Annotated in this window: 14 protein-coding genes; 5 read left to right on the top strand and 9 right to left on the bottom strand. The window is 42.7% G+C overall.

The genetic code is table 11. The features are described from left to right. Positions 1–40 precede the first annotated feature (40 nt). Complete coding sequence (recG, locus tag JFC10_RS09155) at positions 41–2,401, bottom strand: ATP-dependent DNA helicase RecG (RefSeq protein ID WP_265089985.1); 2,361 nt, start codon at positions 2,399–2,401, stop codon at positions 41–43. A gap of 329 nt (positions 2,402–2,730) precedes the next feature. On the opposite strand from recG, the gene JFC10_RS09150 reads away from it, so the two are divergent. Next, positions 2,731–3,690: a patatin-like phospholipase family protein gene (locus JFC10_RS09150; protein ID WP_227685965.1), complete on the top strand. Its 960-nt coding sequence runs from the start codon at positions 2,731–2,733 to the stop codon at positions 3,688–3,690. Positions 3,691–3,840: 150 nt separating this feature from the next. Here JFC10_RS09150 and JFC10_RS09145 read toward each other — a convergent pair whose 3' ends face one another. Continuing rightward, entirely contained in the window at positions 3,841–4,428 is a 588-nt protein-coding gene (locus JFC10_RS09145) for a hypothetical protein (protein WP_193012157.1), read from the bottom strand. Between the two features lie 494 nt (positions 4,429–4,922). Here JFC10_RS09145 and argA point away from each other — a divergent pair, with 494 nt between their 5' ends. Then, entirely contained in the window at positions 4,923–6,245 is a 1,323-nt protein-coding gene (gene argA, locus JFC10_RS09140) for an amino-acid N-acetyltransferase (RefSeq protein WP_193007269.1), read from the top strand. A gap of 86 nt (positions 6,246–6,331) precedes the next feature. Here argA and JFC10_RS09135 read toward each other — a convergent pair whose 3' ends face one another. Then, positions 6,332–7,063, bottom strand: a complete 732-nt coding sequence (locus tag JFC10_RS09135) for an FKBP-type peptidyl-prolyl cis-trans isomerase (protein ID WP_193012159.1) — start codon at positions 7,061–7,063, stop codon at positions 6,332–6,334. A gap of 461 nt (positions 7,064–7,524) precedes the next feature. On the opposite strand from JFC10_RS09135, the gene JFC10_RS09130 reads away from it, so the two are divergent. Next, complete coding sequence (locus tag JFC10_RS09130; protein WP_198332583.1) at positions 7,525–9,237, top strand: mechanosensitive ion channel; 1,713 nt, start codon at positions 7,525–7,527, stop codon at positions 9,235–9,237. 102 nt (positions 9,238–9,339) lie between these two features. On the opposite strand, the gene JFC10_RS09125 is transcribed toward JFC10_RS09130, so the two are convergent. Further along, a complete protein-coding gene (locus JFC10_RS09125; RefSeq protein ID WP_198332582.1) occupies positions 9,340–10,755 on the bottom strand; it encodes a hypothetical protein in 1,416 nt (471 codons plus the stop codon). Positions 10,756–11,061: 306 nt separating this feature from the next. Between JFC10_RS09125 and JFC10_RS09120 the strand changes: the two genes are divergently transcribed. Further along, positions 11,062–11,844 (top strand): SDR family NAD(P)-dependent oxidoreductase, encoded by a 783-nt coding sequence (locus JFC10_RS09120; protein ID WP_193012162.1) that lies wholly within the window; start codon positions 11,062–11,064, stop codon positions 11,842–11,844. Between the two features lie 100 nt (positions 11,845–11,944). On the opposite strand, the gene JFC10_RS09115 is transcribed toward JFC10_RS09120, so the two are convergent. The 3 genes from JFC10_RS09115 to JFC10_RS09105 form a co-directional block, all read right to left on the bottom strand. Beyond that, on the bottom strand, positions 11,945–12,640 hold the full coding sequence (locus JFC10_RS09115; protein WP_227685967.1) for a lysophospholipid acyltransferase family protein: 696 nt from the start codon (positions 12,638–12,640) through the stop codon (positions 11,945–11,947). Positions 12,641–12,803: 163 nt separating this feature from the next. Beyond that, a complete protein-coding gene (parE, locus tag JFC10_RS09110; RefSeq protein WP_198332580.1) occupies positions 12,804–14,690 on the bottom strand; it encodes a DNA topoisomerase IV subunit B in 1,887 nt (628 codons plus the stop codon). Between the two features lie 110 nt (positions 14,691–14,800). After that, the gene (locus JFC10_RS09105; RefSeq protein ID WP_198332579.1) at positions 14,801–15,454 is read right to left on the bottom strand and encodes a YqiA/YcfP family alpha/beta fold hydrolase; all 654 of its coding nucleotides are present in this window, start codon (positions 15,452–15,454) and stop codon (positions 14,801–14,803) included. Positions 15,455–15,642: 188 nt separating this feature from the next. On the opposite strand from JFC10_RS09105, the gene JFC10_RS09100 reads away from it, so the two are divergent. After that, positions 15,643–15,903 (top strand): DUF1289 domain-containing protein, encoded by a 261-nt coding sequence (locus JFC10_RS09100; RefSeq protein ID WP_102092139.1) that lies wholly within the window; start codon positions 15,643–15,645, stop codon positions 15,901–15,903. 37 nt (positions 15,904–15,940) lie between these two features. Here JFC10_RS09100 and JFC10_RS09095 read toward each other — a convergent pair whose 3' ends face one another. Beyond that, positions 15,941–16,249 (bottom strand): hypothetical protein, encoded by a 309-nt coding sequence (locus JFC10_RS09095; RefSeq protein ID WP_102092140.1) that lies wholly within the window; start codon positions 16,247–16,249, stop codon positions 15,941–15,943. Positions 16,250–16,537: 288 nt separating this feature from the next. Then, positions 16,538–16,930: a hypothetical protein gene (locus tag JFC10_RS09090; protein WP_198332578.1), complete on the bottom strand. Its 393-nt coding sequence runs from the start codon at positions 16,928–16,930 to the stop codon at positions 16,538–16,540. Between the last annotated feature and the right edge of the window lie 304 nt (positions 16,931–17,234).

Raw genomic sequence — 17,234 nt, 5'->3', positions numbered from 1 at the left:
TAGCCATTTTTAGCCCATTCGATTGAATTGAGGACACGCCCTAGGCATTGGTATAACGACTCGCCTCCGGCATCCAGCGATGAATTAGCTGGCTGACATCCGCTTTGCGCGCAGGGTCTGCAATTAAGTGCTTCGCCAAGCGCTGGGCAATGGCAAATAATTGCTCATCACGAATGAGATCGGCCAAATAATAGCCCACATTACCCGTTTGGCGTTTACCCAGTAGCTCACCCGGTCCACGCAGCTCTAAGTCTTTTTGAGCGATGACAAAACCATCGGTGCTATCACGTAGCACGTTCAAACGCTCTGTGCCTGTTGCTGATAACGGTTTTTGATACAACAACACACAGTAACTTTTGGTTGAGCCGCGCCCGACACGCCCGCGCAACTGATGCAGCTGTGACAGACCCAAACGCTCCGCATTTTCGATAACCATTAACGATGCATTAGGTACGTCAACCCCAACTTCAATAACCGTTGTGGCAATTAATAAATCCAAATTGCCAGCTTTGAATGCCTGCATAATGGCTTGTTTATCAGCGGACTTCATTTTGCCATGCACCAATCCAATGCGAATATTCAAGCGCTCATTTAAATCTTCATAAGTGGCTTCAGCTGCTTGCGCATCTAGTAAGCTAGAGGCTTCAACCAATGAGCACACCCAGTACGCTTGCCTACCCGCTTCGCAATTAACCGCAATACGCTCTATCACCTCATCGCGTCGATTACGATCAATGGTCACCGTCGTAATTGGGGTGCGTCCCGGTGGCAGCTCATCAATAATCGAGGTGTCCATATCACCGTAAACACTCATCGCAAGCGTACGCGGAATCGGGGTGGCAGTCATAATCAGCTGATGCGGCGTGCTATTGGCTACCCCTTTATTAGTCAATGCCATCCGCTGCTCAACACCAAATCGATGCTGCTCGTCAATAATGACTAATCCAAGCTTGGCAAACTGTACTTGATCTTGAAACAATGCATGAGTACCGACCACGATTTGCACAGTGTTTTCTGCAACTGCTTCCAATGCTTCGCGGCGCTGCTTGGCCGTTTGCTTACCAGCAAGCCAACCAACACCGATACCTAACGGCTCAAACCATTGTTTGAAATTAACCAAATGCTGTTCTGCTAAGATTTCCGTCGGCGCCATGACCGCTACTTGCCAACCACTATCGAGCGCATAACCCGCTGCACCTGCTGCAACCAAGGTTTTACCCGCACCCACATCGCCTTGTACCAGTCGCAGCATCGGGATAGAGGTTGCCATATCAGTCGTGATGTCTTTCATCACTCGTTGCTGTGCATCCGTTAAATCAAACGGCAATGCCGCAAATAGCCTATCGGTAAGCGGACTTTGGGTAGTACATTTGGGAGCTTTGTATTGATGCAACTGCTGGCGACGATATAATAGACTGAGCTGATGCGCCGTCAGTTCCTCAATGATTAAACGCTGACAGGCAGCATGAGTGCGCGCACTTAATTGGGTCAATAACTTATATTGTTGACCTGCGTTGGTATAAGTGGGCGGTGTATGCAGCAGTACTAATGCTTCAAATATCGTCAGGTTATAGACATTGTTATGAGCAATGCTAGCAGCCACGCTATGGATTTCAGTATTAACGTTATAGGTAGATGGGCTGGGTTTATATACACTATTACCAGTCGTATTATCTGGCACACTACGTGCCAGTGTCGAGAATATATCTTCTGGGTATTCTGTCTCTGTTACGACTATCTTCGTCGGTTCAAAAGGTGCTAATGGCAAGTCAGCCACGACTGCAAAGTCTGTAGGGGTAAACAGCGTCATCGGCAATCCTTGACTGCGAACCGTCTGTAATGCCAACTTAATCAAGGTACGCAGCTTATTTTGGTGCAAGCCTTTAACGCTTGGATAAATAGGCTGTAGTCCCGTATTGACGATGGCTTCATTGCTGCTAATAATTTGATATTCAGGATGATGTATCTGCTTGCCATAACGGCTGACCTTTACTTCACCAAACACTTGCAACCGCGTCCCTAAGCTCATGGTTTGTGCAAGACCACGATAAACCTTAAAAAATCGTAAAGACATCGTGCCCGTATCATCATCTACCACGACTGTCATACCGCTGCGCTTGCTATCGACGTGCACCACGCGCCCAGTGATGAGCGCAGACTGCCCATGCCCCACCTCTGCTATGGACAGCTGTCGGCTACGATCTTCATAATCACGTGGTAAATGCAGCAATAAATCAAATATTCGTTTAATATTCAATTGTGCCAACTGTTCTGCAACTTTTAATCCCACACCTGCCAGTGCGGTCACTGGCATATCTAACGCTGAAACTGGCAGCTCAGACCGAAAATGGCCTAATGGCTGATCTGGCGAACGGCCTGACGAGCTAAACGATATTGGCATTACAGATCCTAATGTTATTATTTTTGACTATTATAGGCTTAACTGTCTTATTTTAAGTATTACTGCATCTAGTAAAAATCATAATAATCAATGCATTATGAAACAATAAATCCGTATGATTAGAACTGAGCATTCAATACTATTTCCAAAAGTCAAAGTAGCAAAAAATACAAAGGCAAGTACTGCCTTTAATAGCGTCAGCGAGTTTAGTAATACTGCTGCACAATGCGTCAAAGGTACACAACTCATTTATATCATATCAATAACTACTGTCTTGTTTTTTAAATGATAATAATTATATAAGGTTATTTTTTATGCTGGCTTATCCTATGTCTCACCAATCCCGTCATCAATTATTAGCGCGTATGAGTATACTGGTGACTACCTTAGGATTATCTATCAGCGCTTGTAGCTCTCTAACCCCAGCGCAGCCCTTAGCACCTGAACTAGCGCCACCTAACATTGCATTGGTATTGGGCGGTGGCGGTGCCAAAGGCTTCGCCCATGTGGGTGTGATAAAGGCATTAGAGGAGAATGGCATCAAACCCACGCTCATCGTTGGCACTAGCGTCGGCAGCTTGGTTGGTAGCCTATATGCCAGCGGCTACACACCAGTACAACTTGAGCAACTGGCACTGACCACTACAGACAGTGAATTGACAGATTTTGTCTTATCCAATCAAGGTGTCATCGAGGGCATCAAGCTCAAAAACTTTATCAACGATAAAGTCGATGGACGAGTCATAGAGGATTTTCCCATCCGTTTTGCAGCAGTCTCAGCGGAGAAGCATACTTTGAAAAAAGCCATTTTTACCACTGGTGATGCGGGGCTTGCCGTTCAAGCGTCCTGTAGCGTACCTAATATTTTTATCGCCCCCCGTATCCCTGAAAAAGTCGGTAAAAAATATATCGATGGCGGTGTGGTCAGTTTAGTACCTGTCGATAGCGCTCGTGATTTGGGCGCTGACATTGTTATTGCCGTTGATGTGCCCGCTACTCCAAACAACAGTGCTTCTGATGGAAAAGCATTAACTATCAGCTCATTAAGTGATTTTTGGGGATTGCTTGAAACCAATGTCGTGTCACCCACCAACCGCTCCTCATCGATACACCGTGAACGAGATCGTGCTGATGTGCTGATTACTCCTGCGGTCAGTCATATCAGCTCAATAGATACCAGCCAGCGCCGCGCTCTCATAGCTGCGGGCTCGCAAGCCACTACCGCACAGATGGCTGCCATTAAGCAATTAATCAAAGAAAAATCTACCCGCAAATACGCGACGCTTTAAGCGCCTTGTAACGGCGTATCAAAACGCCTTAATAACAACCCATAAAAAAGCATCACAGCAATGAGCCGTGATGCTTTTTGTGATTCAGCGAACATTAAGCCCGTATTACATAAATAACACTTATACAAAACTTAATATTAAATGACTGACTTATTTCACACGTGCGCGATATTTAACCACCACAGTGTCATTAAGACCGACACCCTCTAAATCCCAGCGTACCGCTTTATAATATTTTAATGGAATTTCTTGCAGTTGGTTATCCACTTTTCCACGTAATGGCATACGGGCAAAAGTATTGCCATCTGCACTGCCGTATGGAAAATCAGGTGATACTGTACGCAATAACTCTACCTGCTCAGGGATACTCATGGTCACGGTCATTTTACGGACGCGATCTGCATTGGTATTGGTAAAATAACCTTGGTACTCTAAGACATTACCTGACTGTAGGCGAGTACTGGCATTCACCGGAGCCAAAACCTCTTGACCGTTTGCATCAACGCTAATCAATGACGCTGTAATTTTACTATTGACGGCCTGTGCACTTGAGTTGCTGCTTTTAGTGGCATTGGCCTGTACAGCTGCGGAACTATCAACGGCTTGTTCTGGCGTTGGTAGCATTGCCGAGGCTTGCGTCACTACCATCGCACCGATGAGCGTGCCAGCCACAACGTGAAATAAGCGATGCCCGCTCCAGGCACTAAATGGGCTAGCAAATTGGTTACTTTTTTTCATGATTTTCATTATCCCTGATTAATATGTCGGTAAAACGCAGCTGGTAAAACTTGAATAACTTGTGATGTATGTTTAATCGTTTACAGGTAGCACAATTTAGATGAAGCATGGCTAATTATAAATAGTCGATTGTTATAGTATTGACATACCTAATACTTAGTATCGATCAGCTGATTATAGTGACCACTGATGACAAGCACTGCATGCGTCCATATTGTCATAGCTGGTCAGATTAGCGTATAAAGTGCTTTATTTTTTATTGATTATCTTCGTTCATTGCCTGTAAAGCAATAGCGTTTAGCATAGCAAAAAGTGTTTGTAGGTACACTAACCCCGTGTTGAGGTTGTGTATATAGTTCATCAGCGATAAAAATTGATTGACACTACTGAAATAAAAGATAGCTCATAACGGCGTTTTTTGCTATGGTAATTCTTTAGCGATAGGCATTTTTTGCTACGCCCCTTTTCTTATTCTCACTACTATTGCCCTTATTATGACTACTAGCGCCATGCCCCAAATCAACCCTGAATACGTCCATTGGTTCCGTAACTCTGCCCCTTACATCAATACCCATCGCGGCAAAACGTTCGTGATTATGTTTGGTGGTGAGGCGGTCAATCATCCAAATTTCAGCACTCTGATTCATGATTTTGCTTTATTACATAGCTTAGGTATCAAGCTGGTATTGGTACATGGAGCGCGACCGCAAATCGAAAAGAACTTGAAAGATGCTGACATTACTTCCCCACTGCATCAAGATATTCGAATTACACCGCGCGTGGCGATGCCTGCTATTTTACAAGCGGTAGGCGCTATTCGCCTGCAGCTCGAAGCGCAGCTGTCAATGGGACTGGCCAACTCACCTATGTATGGCTCACGCATCGATGCCATTTCAGGCAATTTTGTGACCGCACGTCCTTACGGTATTCGTGATGGTATCGACTACCAAATGACTGGCGAAGTGCGTTCTATCGATGTTGAAGCCATCAAAAACAACCTGCTACACGACCATATTGTGATTTTAGGCTCAATGGGTTATTCAGCGACTGGTGAAGTCTTTAATTTGCTAGCTGAAGACGTGGCGCTCAGTGCAGCCGTAGCACTTGGTGCGGATAAGCTTATTTTCTTAGGCGAAGAAGCGGGGATTAATGATGATGATCGCTTACTAAGAGAGATGATTCCTAATGAAGTCGATCGCTTCTTACGTGATCGTGATTTAAATTGCGAGATCAATTATTTCTTAAATTGCGCCAGTTTGGCTTGCCGCCAAGGCGTCCATCGCACCCACATCATCTCGTACGCCAAAGACGGTGCCTTATTAGAAGAGTTATTCACTCGCGATGGCTCTGGCACCCTTATCAGCCATGACCCTTACGAAGAGATTCGTCGTGCCAATATTGACGATGTGGTCGGACTCATTGAGCTATTATCACCGCTAGAAGAGCAAGGCATATTAGTCAGCCGCTCACGCGAACGCTTAGAGCAAGAGATTGACAACTATAGTGTCATTGAGCGTGATGGTATGATTTTGGGCTGCGCGGCGCTATATCCATTGGATGCAGAATCAGCAGAAGTTGCATGTGTCGCCGTACATCCCGATTATCGTAGCGGTAGTCGCGGTGCAGACTTACTGGCATTTTTAGAGCAGCAAGCACGCAGTCATGGTCTCCATAAGTTGTTTGTGTTAACGACACGAACGGCACATTGGTTCGTCGAGCAAGGCTTTGCCGAAGTCGAGGCCAGCGCACTACCTGAATCGCGCCAAGAAAAGTACCATAATGGTCGTAATTCTAAAGTCTTTCAAAAGACTCTTTAGACACTCAAACTCTAGTCATAAAAAAGCCCTCATAATATTTATGAGGGCTTTTTTATGACTTTATTTTTTAACACGGTTAACTAAGCTTATTTTACTTTTAATAGCTCAACCGTAAAAATAAGCGTGCTGTTAGGCTCGATACCTGCGTTACCCGCTTCGCCATAAGCAATATCTGATGGGATATAAAACTCGTATTTGCCACCCTCTTTCATCAACTGTAGACCTTCTGTCCAGCCAGCAATGACTTGATTTAATGGGAACTCAATTGGCTCACCGCGCTCATAAGAACTGTCAAATACCGTACCATCGATTAACTTACCTTCGTAGTTTACTTCAACCACGTCAGTCGCTTTTGGTGACTTACCCGTACCTGCTGTGATGACTTTGTACTGTAAGCCAGAAGCCGTTTCTTTGACGCCTTCTTTTTTAGCATTTTCTGCTAAGAATGCAGCGCCTTTAGTTTTGTTTTCTTCAGCTTTTGTTTCCATGTCTTTAACGAACTTTTCTTCTTGCTCTTTTTGGTAAGTCGTCAATACTTCCTGCATTTGCTCTTGGGTCAGTGCTGACTCATTACCTTCATAACCATCACGAAAGCCTTTTTCAAAGGTATCAAGATTCAGATCGCCGACCGCTTCTTTATTACCTTCAGCCATCATATAACCCAAGCTATAACCTACTTTTTCATTTGCTGAGCTTTGCTCGGTGATTGAAACGCTTTGAGCAGCTGTCTCTTGGTTACCGTTATTTGTGCTACAGCCTGTTACTAACAACATAGCACTAGCAAGTGCACCAACGCTTAAAGTAGTGATTTTTTTCATAAAGTACTCTCAAATTGTAAGGATAGTGGCGAGATGTCACATGCTCCTATAATAACAAATCTTAGTTTTAGGAACCATGTTTGCCATCAAATTATCGGGCGAATGTACAGTCTATGTTAATATTTATCGTCATAATAACAAGTTATCACACAAATACAGTAACACGTTAAGCTTTCTATCTTTAAATCCCCTAGTACATCAGCTAAGCTGAATTAGTTAAGGTGATAAGTAACCGAGTGTACGTCTTTATCATGGATGATTAATATTGGCAGTGAAGCAGTTAACACAAGATAAACCAACGTTTTTTGATAAGGTTACATACTCAAAAATTATAATATCATCGCATAACTTACTTTAAAGATACTATTTATCATAACCATCTATGTATTGGCTTCGCTTAATAATAGCTGTACTCATGATATTGTTTAGCTGATTCTACATGATGATTAAAGGAGGATAAGATGAACCCAATGTATACATCTTTTAACGGTTATCTTGGTGGGCCTATCGGCTCCATTATTGGTGCTATTTTAATATTTATTATCGGTTGGCTAGTGGCACTGGGTATCGCGGCGCTGGTTCGTAATGTATTATCTAGGGTCAATCTAAACCAACGCATGAACTCTTCAACGGGTAAGACCTACGATTTAGAAGGTATTATCTCTAAGGTTGTATTTTGGTTTATCTTTATCATCGCGATTTCTGGGGCGCTGAACCAATTGAACTTGAACTCAATCTCGACACCGTTTGCAAATATGGTCAATCAAGTCCTAGCATTTATTCCTAACCTGATCGGTGCCATCGCTCTGGGTCTTATTGGTTGGGTTGTCGCCACAGTGACTCGTACAGCCATCAATGCTGGACTGGCTAAGACGTCAATGGATGAGCGCTTAAGTGCGCAAGCTGGCGTAAAACCAATGAGCAGCACGATTGCTGATATGGTTTATTGGTTCATCTTATTGATTGTTTTAACGATGGTATTGGGTCAATTAGAACTTGATGGTTTATTTGCCCCATTGACTAACATGGTTGATAAAATCTTTAGCTTTATTCCTAACATCCTCATTGCTGGTATCGTCTTTGTTGTCGGCTATATCATTGCTAAAGTGGTACGCGGCATTGTGACCAATCTTGTTGCTACTTTTGATGTCCAAGAATTGGCTACAAAGGCAGGTTTAAGCGAAAAGAATAGCTTACCTAACATTGCTGGTTCATTAGCATTTTTAGTAGTGATTATCCCAACTATCATTGCAGCACTGAATGCCCTTAAAATCGAAGTGATTGCTCGTCCTGCGACGAACATGCTGAACAAAATCATGGAAGCATTGCCAAACATCTTTATGGCAATCGCGATTTTAGTTGTGACCTTCTATGTAATACGTATGGTTGCCAATATCATCAAAGGTTTGATCGAAAACACTGAGATCAATCAGCTACCTGCGAAAGTTGGTTTGCAAGAAACCATGGGTAACAAGAGAGTCTCTGACTTAGTTGCTTATGCAATTATCTTCTTTGCAATGTTATTCGCCTCGATTGCCGCCGCTGATTTATTAGGTTTTGAGCCTATCTCAGCCATTATCGCCATGTTTATTGCGTTTGGTGCCAACATCATCTTGGGTGCAATCATCCTGTTTATTGGCTTTTGGCTTGCCAACATCATTGCTGGTGTCGTTGAGCGTTCTGAGCAAGGCTCGCAGTTCTTAGCAAATATCGTCCGTGTATTGATCATGGGTTTAGTACTTGCCATGGGTCTAAAAGCGATGGGTATTGCTGACTCTATCGTTAACCTAGCATTTGGTCTAACCCTAGGTGCCGTAGCCGTAGCCTTTGCCCTCTCATTTGGTCTTGGTGGTCAAGAAGCTGCTGCACGTTTCCTACGTAAAATGCAGGATAAAATGGACAAAGAACGCGAGGAAGCTAAAGCGAAATCTGTGTTAACACCAAGTTCTTCTACTCAAGAAAAAGTTGCTGACTCAGTTCGTGAGAACACTCCTGCTGCTTCAGGTACAATGACTAATGACTTACCTACGAGCACTGTTGATACCAACAATCTTAGTACTGGTCATGTAGATATCACTCATGTTGAAACAAGTGATAACGATATCGACACTGGTTCAGATCTAGCGCCAAGTAAAAACTTTACTGATGTTGATACTAACAATGACTTAAAATAAGTCCTAGTTAACGATATATTTTGAACATAAAAAAGACAGCCTAGGCTGTCTTTTTTATGGCGTCAACTTAGTGTTTACAAAGATATCGCTACAAAATTATACTCAGGACTTGGTCTTCCGTGCAGGTATATTCAAACTTAATTGCATTCGCATTGACTTATCTTTACCTGCTGATAAATTATTTATCGTTTGCTTTTTATACTGTTGATTTAAACGCTGTAATTGCTTGGTCAGCTGGCGCTCACGCTGAGTCATTGGATCAACTGGTTGAATCCACAGATCAATATCAATAAAGGTGTCATTAGACTCATCAATAAAATCAATGCCCAATATAATCACATGATGCAGCTCGGTTATTGGTAGGCGGCTCGCAACATCCTGTGCAATCTTGGATAAGTTTGGCTGAATAGCCTGTTTACTGTGTTGACTGTCAAAATCTTGCCCATAAAATATCAATACATAATGCCGTCCCAAACTCTCATAAGAGTGTTGATGCACGACATAACCCTCTTTTTGCAAGCTACTTCCTTGTTTAGGATATCTATATAGAGTTCTCACCAACTCATGTCGTGAAAATAAAGACTCATCCAATAGCTGCTGTTGCCAATGAGAGCGTTTTATTCCTAGTGTCTCTTTATCAGCATCGTCTAGCACCTCTGCATCGAGCGTCTCTATCATTTGGGCGCTTAGCTGCGACCACATAGCTGCCGCTTGCGCCATATGCTGATGATACATCTGCGCAGTTGTGCTTTTGTTTTTGTAGGCAAGCGTCATAGCGACTAATGCAGGGTTGGGTTCATCCTGCATTTCATACTTGATAAGTGTATTATCTACTGTGATAGCATCCGTAAATAAAGCTGGGCTATGCAAAAACTTAGTGATCAAATCTGCTTCTGATTCAAAACTAGCGACATGATTACTGGCCGAATATTGCAACTGCCCTAAACGATAATTCAAAAATCGCCATAGCTCGCATGGTGTGTGTAGGCTTGCCAATATCGTCTGCCAATCATGCCAGCTAAAAACTTGTAGCTGCTGCACACTGTCACTCATATCTACAACCAAATCTTCCATAAAATAGCGAACACCAAAACCATGAGTGAGCCGTTTTAGGGATTGTCGTTGCTGGGGATTTATCTTAATTTTATTAATTTCTTCACCTTTTTCAGTGAACTGAATATCAAAAGCTAAAATATCATGGCTCATGTTGTCGTTATTTTTATGCTGAGCAAGATACGTCTTGTGCCATATTAGCGTGGCCTTTACTACCGCCATGCGCGCGGCCTCAATATCGACCAGACTACTTTTAGCAGGCAAATATAATATGAGCTCAAGTAATGATAGTTTACCTAGTGGCAACTGATAGTGATAATGCTGAGCACGGTAATACGCGTCATATTTATGCTCAAAATTTTGCATATTGGCCAAAGTAATGTCTACGGCATCTTTCTGCAAATAGCAGGTCAACTCATTAACAAGATAGCCGTTATCAGATAGGGTAATAGTTGAGTTAGACACAGTTTTAGCCTTTTATTATCGAATGGATACGTTGTATGGTAAGTTGCTATTGATGATCATGACATTAGAGCATATTGAATATTCGCAATATGTTTTGACTATAACTACGGGCGGCCAACGAAAAATTTAACAAAATAAGCCCTATTAAATGCAGTCGCTTTCAGGGCAGTGAGTTGTTATGATAATAGCAAAGTAGCATGATTTTCAGTCAAAATTACCGCGTATAGGCTGCTTTCGATTACATTTTTTAAAAACATTTATCAAAATTATTTAATGACCATCATATAATAACAAGGATTGAACGTTATGAAGCGCTTTAAAGAAAAAACGGTTATCGTCACAGGTGCAGGCTCAGGTATTGGGCGTGCAACCGCCATTCGCTTCGCTCAGGAAGGCGCTAGCGTCGTGTTAGTAGGACGCACGGCTGCGACATTAGAAGACACTGCAAAAGAGTTTCCGCAAGATCGTACTTGGATTCATACTGACAATTATCTCACCATTACTTGTGATATCAGTGTACAAAGCCAAGTGCAAGAAATGATAAAGCGGGCGATAGATAAGTTTGAAAAAATTGATATTTTGATTAACAATGCAGGCAAAGCCATCCAAGGCAAAATAACAGAGTTGTCTGCTGAAGATTGGAAATTAGCCATTGATGTGAATCTAAATGGGACTTTTTATGTCTCACAGGCGGCGATGCCGCACCTCATTGCTACTAAAGGTAATATCGTCAATGTCTCATCACTTTCAGGGGTGGGCGGCGATTGGAATATGGCCGCTTACAATGCCGCTAAAGCGGGCGTAACCAATTTGACTCGTACACTAGCCCTAGATCATGGGCCTGACGGCGTGCGTGTGAATGCTGTTAACCCTAGCGTCACGAAAACTGATATGACTAGCGCTATTCAAGACAATGACAATAAGACCGATAAGTTCTTAGCCCGTTGTCCGCTCGGACGTTTGGCGACACCAGAAGATATTGCCGCTGCAATCACGTTTTTAGCGAGCGATGATGCTTCTATGATTACTGGCGTCAACTTACCTGTCGATGGCGGCGTCAGTGCTTCTAACGGTCAACCGCATTTCTAAACAGACTTAATATGAGTTGAATATTATCAATTTATACTAAGAAGCCCCTGATATTCTAGTATCAGGGGCTTCTTAGTATAAAAGACTTAATAAAAAAACGTTACTCAACTGACCTATTGATATCTTGTAGCGGCTGCGATAAGCGTTCAGGATGTCTTGGTATCACACCTTTATACTGAGCATAAATTTTTGGTAAATCTGCTTCGATATCACCACTAGGATAAACTGGCGACAGAAAACGAACTTCCTTAGTATTATAATCCATCGCTACTGGCAAAATAGGTACACCAGCACCTAATGCCAAATAATAAAAGCCAGTTTTCCAGCTTTCTGTATATTGACGAGTACCCTCTGGTGCCAATCCTAAAAATAGCGGCTCACCAGTTTTGAACTTATCAATACTAGATTGTAGCACTGAGCCTTTGTTACCTCGATCAATAGGAATAACCCCTATCCAGCTTAATAACTGCGCAAATCCCGGCACTTTAAATAGCGTATGCTTGCCCATGATGCTGACTTTTAGATCCAATGCAAATAAACTGGGTATCGCATAAACGCCATCGACGTTGGAAGTATGTGGAAGCGCCAGTACCACTGCCTGCGAAATATTGGGAATATCACCAACATTGCGCCAGCCTGCTGCTTTTAGCAGCATGGATCCAATGGCTGGAGTAAATTTACCACCACGTTTTGGCACTAAATTGCCCAGCTGTTTTTTGCTAAGCTTGGGTAGTATTTTGGAGCGAGCAGACTGAGAAGCTTTGGTTTTTGAGCGCTTAAAAAAACTTGATGTCATGACGGCACCATATAATAAAAGATACCTATATAATAACATTAAGCGTATGCTACCACCTTGAATTTTATAAGCTTTTATTGTCCAATAGCTTACTCATTTATAAACTTATATTAATAAAAACGGAGAAATAAATAGGCAAATAATGAGTAAGCAATCAAGCCTCTTATGATATATCTGCTAAATCACCTTTGCTTTCAAGCCATGACTTGCGGTCAGCTGCCCGTTTTTTGGCTAATAGCATATCCATCACACTATTGGTCAATACCATGTCATCCATATCTAGCTGCACTAACCTACGCGTATCACGGCTCATCGTCGTCTCGCGTAACTGCTCAGCACTCATCTCACCCAGCCCTTTAAAGCGAGTGATTTGCGCTTTTTTATTGCCCGGCACCTTGGCTAAGATATGCGCAAGCTCTGGCTCATCTAACGCATAGTGCACTTCTTTAGCCACGTCCACGCGATATAGCGGCGGCATGGCGACGAATAAATGACCAGCATCCACCAGCGCAGGGAAATGCTTGACGAATAATGCACAAATAAGTGTCGCAATGTGCAGGCCATCAGAGTCAGCATCCGCCAATATACATATCTTGTCATAGCGCAGCTCGGACAGATCATCAGAGGCAGGATCCACACCGATTGCAATGGCGATATCATGAATCTCTTGGCTTGATAGCACCGTGTCTGATGATACTTCCCATGTATTTAGGATTTTACCGCGCAGAGGTAATATCGCTTGATAGTGACGATCACGTGCTTGCTTAGCACTACCGCCAGCCGAATCACCCTCTACTAAGAACAGCTCCGCACCATCACGCAAATCGCCGCGACAGTCTGCCAACTTACCAGGCAGTGCGGGGCCCTGAGTAATTTTCTTACGGGCGACTTTTTTGGCTGATTTTAGGCGACGTCCTGCTTTATTAATCGCCAATTCCGCAATTTGCGTGCCCATGTCAGCATGCTGGTTTAACCACAGGCTAAAGGCATCTTTTGCCAATGTCTGTACGGCACCAGCAGCTTCACGACTCGATAGGCGCTCTTTGGTTTGTCCAGAAAACTGCGGCTCAGAGAATTTGAGAGAGAGAATATAGTTCACCCCATCCCAGACATCTTCTGCCGTCAGCTTCACACTACGTGGCAATAAGTTGTGAATATCGCAAAATTCACGCAATGCTTCTAAGATGCCCGTGCGCAGTCCATTGACGTGGGTACCGCCTTGAGCCGTCGGGATCAGGTTCACATAGCTTTCTTGAATCGGCGTGCCACCATCAGGCAACCAAGACAACGCAAAGGTAATGGCAGCACGTTCGCCCGCTTTCGCATCGTAATTATAATAGAACGGTGCTTCAGGTAAAGTTTCAAGACCATCTAACTGTTCACTTAGATACTCGACGACCCCGTCGGTAAACTGCCAAACAACCTTTTCATCATTGATATCATCGGTGAATTCAATCGTCAGTCCAGCTGCCAAAACGGCCTTGGCTTTTAGATTGTGCTTGAGCTGCTTCACATTAAACTTGGGCGTATCAAAGAAACTACCATCTGCCCAAAAATGCACTCTAGTACCACGTTTGCGTTTGTTTGAGCTGACCGCTTCCGTCAATGGCGTCACGGCTGCGCCGTTCTCAAACGCCATATCAAACTGCGTACTATCACGCCATACCGTCACCTCAACGCGCGTGGATAGAGCATTAACGACAGAGATACCCACCCCGTGCAGACCACCTGACACCTCATAATTAGAGGTCGAAAACTTCCCACCAGCATGCAAACGGGTCAAAATCAGCTCAATACCAGATTGACCAAACTCAGGATGAATATCAGTCGGCATACCGCGCCCGTCATCTTCGACAGATAGCGAGCCATCACTGTGCAGCTGCACCTTGATGGTTTTGGCATAACCCGCCAACGCTTCATCCACCGAGTTATCAATGACCTCTTGCGCCAGATGGTTCGGGCGCGTGGTATCGGTATACATACCTGGACGACGACGTACTGGCTCAAGTCCTTCTAAAACTTCTAACGATTGCGCATTATATTGACTCACAAATGCATCCTTAACTATTCACGTGCGTTTAACTCTATGAAACCATTATAACGAAAAACAGCGACGTTAAGGTCAATAGTCCATCGTTCACGTCATATAATGTCGTCTATCTAAGACTTTACTAACTTTCGTAGCATCTCTATCACCATCGGTAGCTGCTCACCAAAATCACTAAAGCGATGATCGCCACTCGCCTGTACCGTTACCGCTGCGCCCTGCCCTTGATAAAAGGCTTTAGACAATTCAGAGCTTAGTAGCTCATCACCTTCTTTAAGCAGTACAGCAACTTTATTGGGATAAGTTACTTGAGAAATTTGATGATCTGCAAACCATTGTAAATCTGAGTGAGTAATAGCCCAGCCACCTGCCGTCGTATGCAGGACGTTACTATGAGATAACTCATCACTGCTTTCTTGACTTGATACTGAGATGTCAGAAAAACGTTGTAGCGTGATATGAGGTTGAATACTAGGGTTTAGCAATAGTGTAGGGCAACCTATTTGATTACTGATTAAGGTAGAAAAATACCCACCCAATGAGCTACCGATTAGTACCGTATTGAACGATCCTGTCTGCTCATCTTTGCTATTGTTCAACCCTTCTATCAATGACAACAGCTGCTCATGCACTTGCGCAGGGGATTTGTTCAAATCAGGACGCAGCACAGTGATATCAGGATGATGATGCTGGCAGTATTTTTCTAACAACACCCCTTTGGTAGAGTTCGCATCGCTGTCCAGTCCATGGATATAAATCAGGTTCACGTATCATCTCACTTATTAATTTTGTTATGATTGTCTTATATAGACCAGTGACGCTAAGCATAGCACCCAATGCAAAAAAATAATAACAATAAAACGGCACACTATTAGTTGGTATTTGCGACATAATAATATTGTCATAATGGTTTTGTGCCAGTCAAAGGAATGACGGTAATAGCAATGGAGTCGCCATGAATCAACAGTTTGAGCTGTTCGACATTGACAACCCTTGTATCGGTGTCTGTCAAAGCAATAAAAAAGGCTATTGCTTTGGTTGCCTGCGCAGTCGAGCCGAGCGCCAACGATGGCATCATATGACGACAGAGCAGCAACGCGAGGTGCTAAGGCTTATCGCTGGACGTAAGCTGCGTATCGAGCTCATGCGGCTGCGTAAAAACGAGCAGCTAGGATTTGATTTTGAGGAAGACTTTGAGATAGGTGAGTTGTTTTAAGAAGTAATTAACGAGATCAGACATGCTAACAGCATCCTCAGAATGCATTAAATTTGGCTAAAATATATGCCCAATAACCTAATAGTAGAATCAGTAGTCCCCACGGTATGGCAAAGCACCAATAATATAAATCGCTAGTAGTAAATACATAAAAATAAATAGCCATTCCAACACTGATTACAAGCGAAGCTGCATATCCAATCAGCAAGGTAAAGAGAACATTATTCTCAATTTTGGTTAAGCTTGGGCTATTTTCTGCACAAATATAAAAAAGAAACCCAGTGGTAAAAGCACCGCCAATAGTAATATGCAAAAACGATATTAGAACTAGCAACCAAATTGACACGCATACTTCCTTATTCACCTAGCTTTATTCACCTAGCTTTATTCACCTAGCTTTATTCACTTAGCTTTATTCACTTAGCTTTATTCACTTAGCTTTATTCACTTAGCTTTTATTTAGATATAAAAAACTTTTGTTGAACATTAATAAAAAGGGAGCTACGCTTCTCTTACTCTAATAGTTTTTCAGAGAGCATTAACGTCTTTTAGTACCCAAACAACGGCGTTATATCTATAACTGAATAAGACGAATGAAAAAATAATTGTTAACTTAGTATTTTATATGTCACTTCTAGCTAGTCATAATTTCGTATGCCATAACAATTTGTTCTATTTGGATTGAAGCGCTTCTTCTATCATCAGCTACTGCTGTAATAAACTTAGTTTCTGTTCTCTGGGGCAATTCGTCAGATGTCAATAGCTCTACATCCATCCATTTTCCGTTATCAGATATTGCTGTGATACTTCCAATTGCAATAGTATGACCATCAGCAGTTACTAAACCAAAATACCACTGATCCATCATCATTCTTCTCGTATACCAAGCTGGAAGAATCTCAGATACTTTACCTGTATCGCTCAACATACCAATTTTAGCTTTGACTTTCTTCCATTGTTCATTGGAAAGCCATAAATTTCCCAGCCCTATGAGAACAGCAATTATTGATAATATAGTGGCCAACATAAATATCCTTATTTATTAAGCAATACTGTGATTTTATAGTCATGTAAATCTAGCATTAATAAGTATCAACCAACAATAAAAATTCATTAGAAAAGCTTACTATAATAAATTTCTGGTTATGAACAATTTTATCTATTCTCTGCAAACGTAAAAGGTGATTGAAAAAAATAACCGACGTGAGGATAATTCCAACCAAACCCCCGCACAAAGAAAAGCCCCCTCTGCTTTCACAGAGGGGGCTTTTACTTAGAATAGAGAGCTGACGATGACCTACTCTCACATGGACGAATCCACACTACCATTG

The organism is Psychrobacter aquimaris, assembly GCF_016107525.1.
In the GTDB taxonomy this organism is placed as follows: Bacteria; Pseudomonadota; Gammaproteobacteria; order Pseudomonadales; family Moraxellaceae; genus Psychrobacter; species Psychrobacter aquimaris.
The sequence above is the reverse complement of the archived record's forward strand: the minus strand, read 5'-3'. Positions and strand labels throughout refer to the sequence as shown.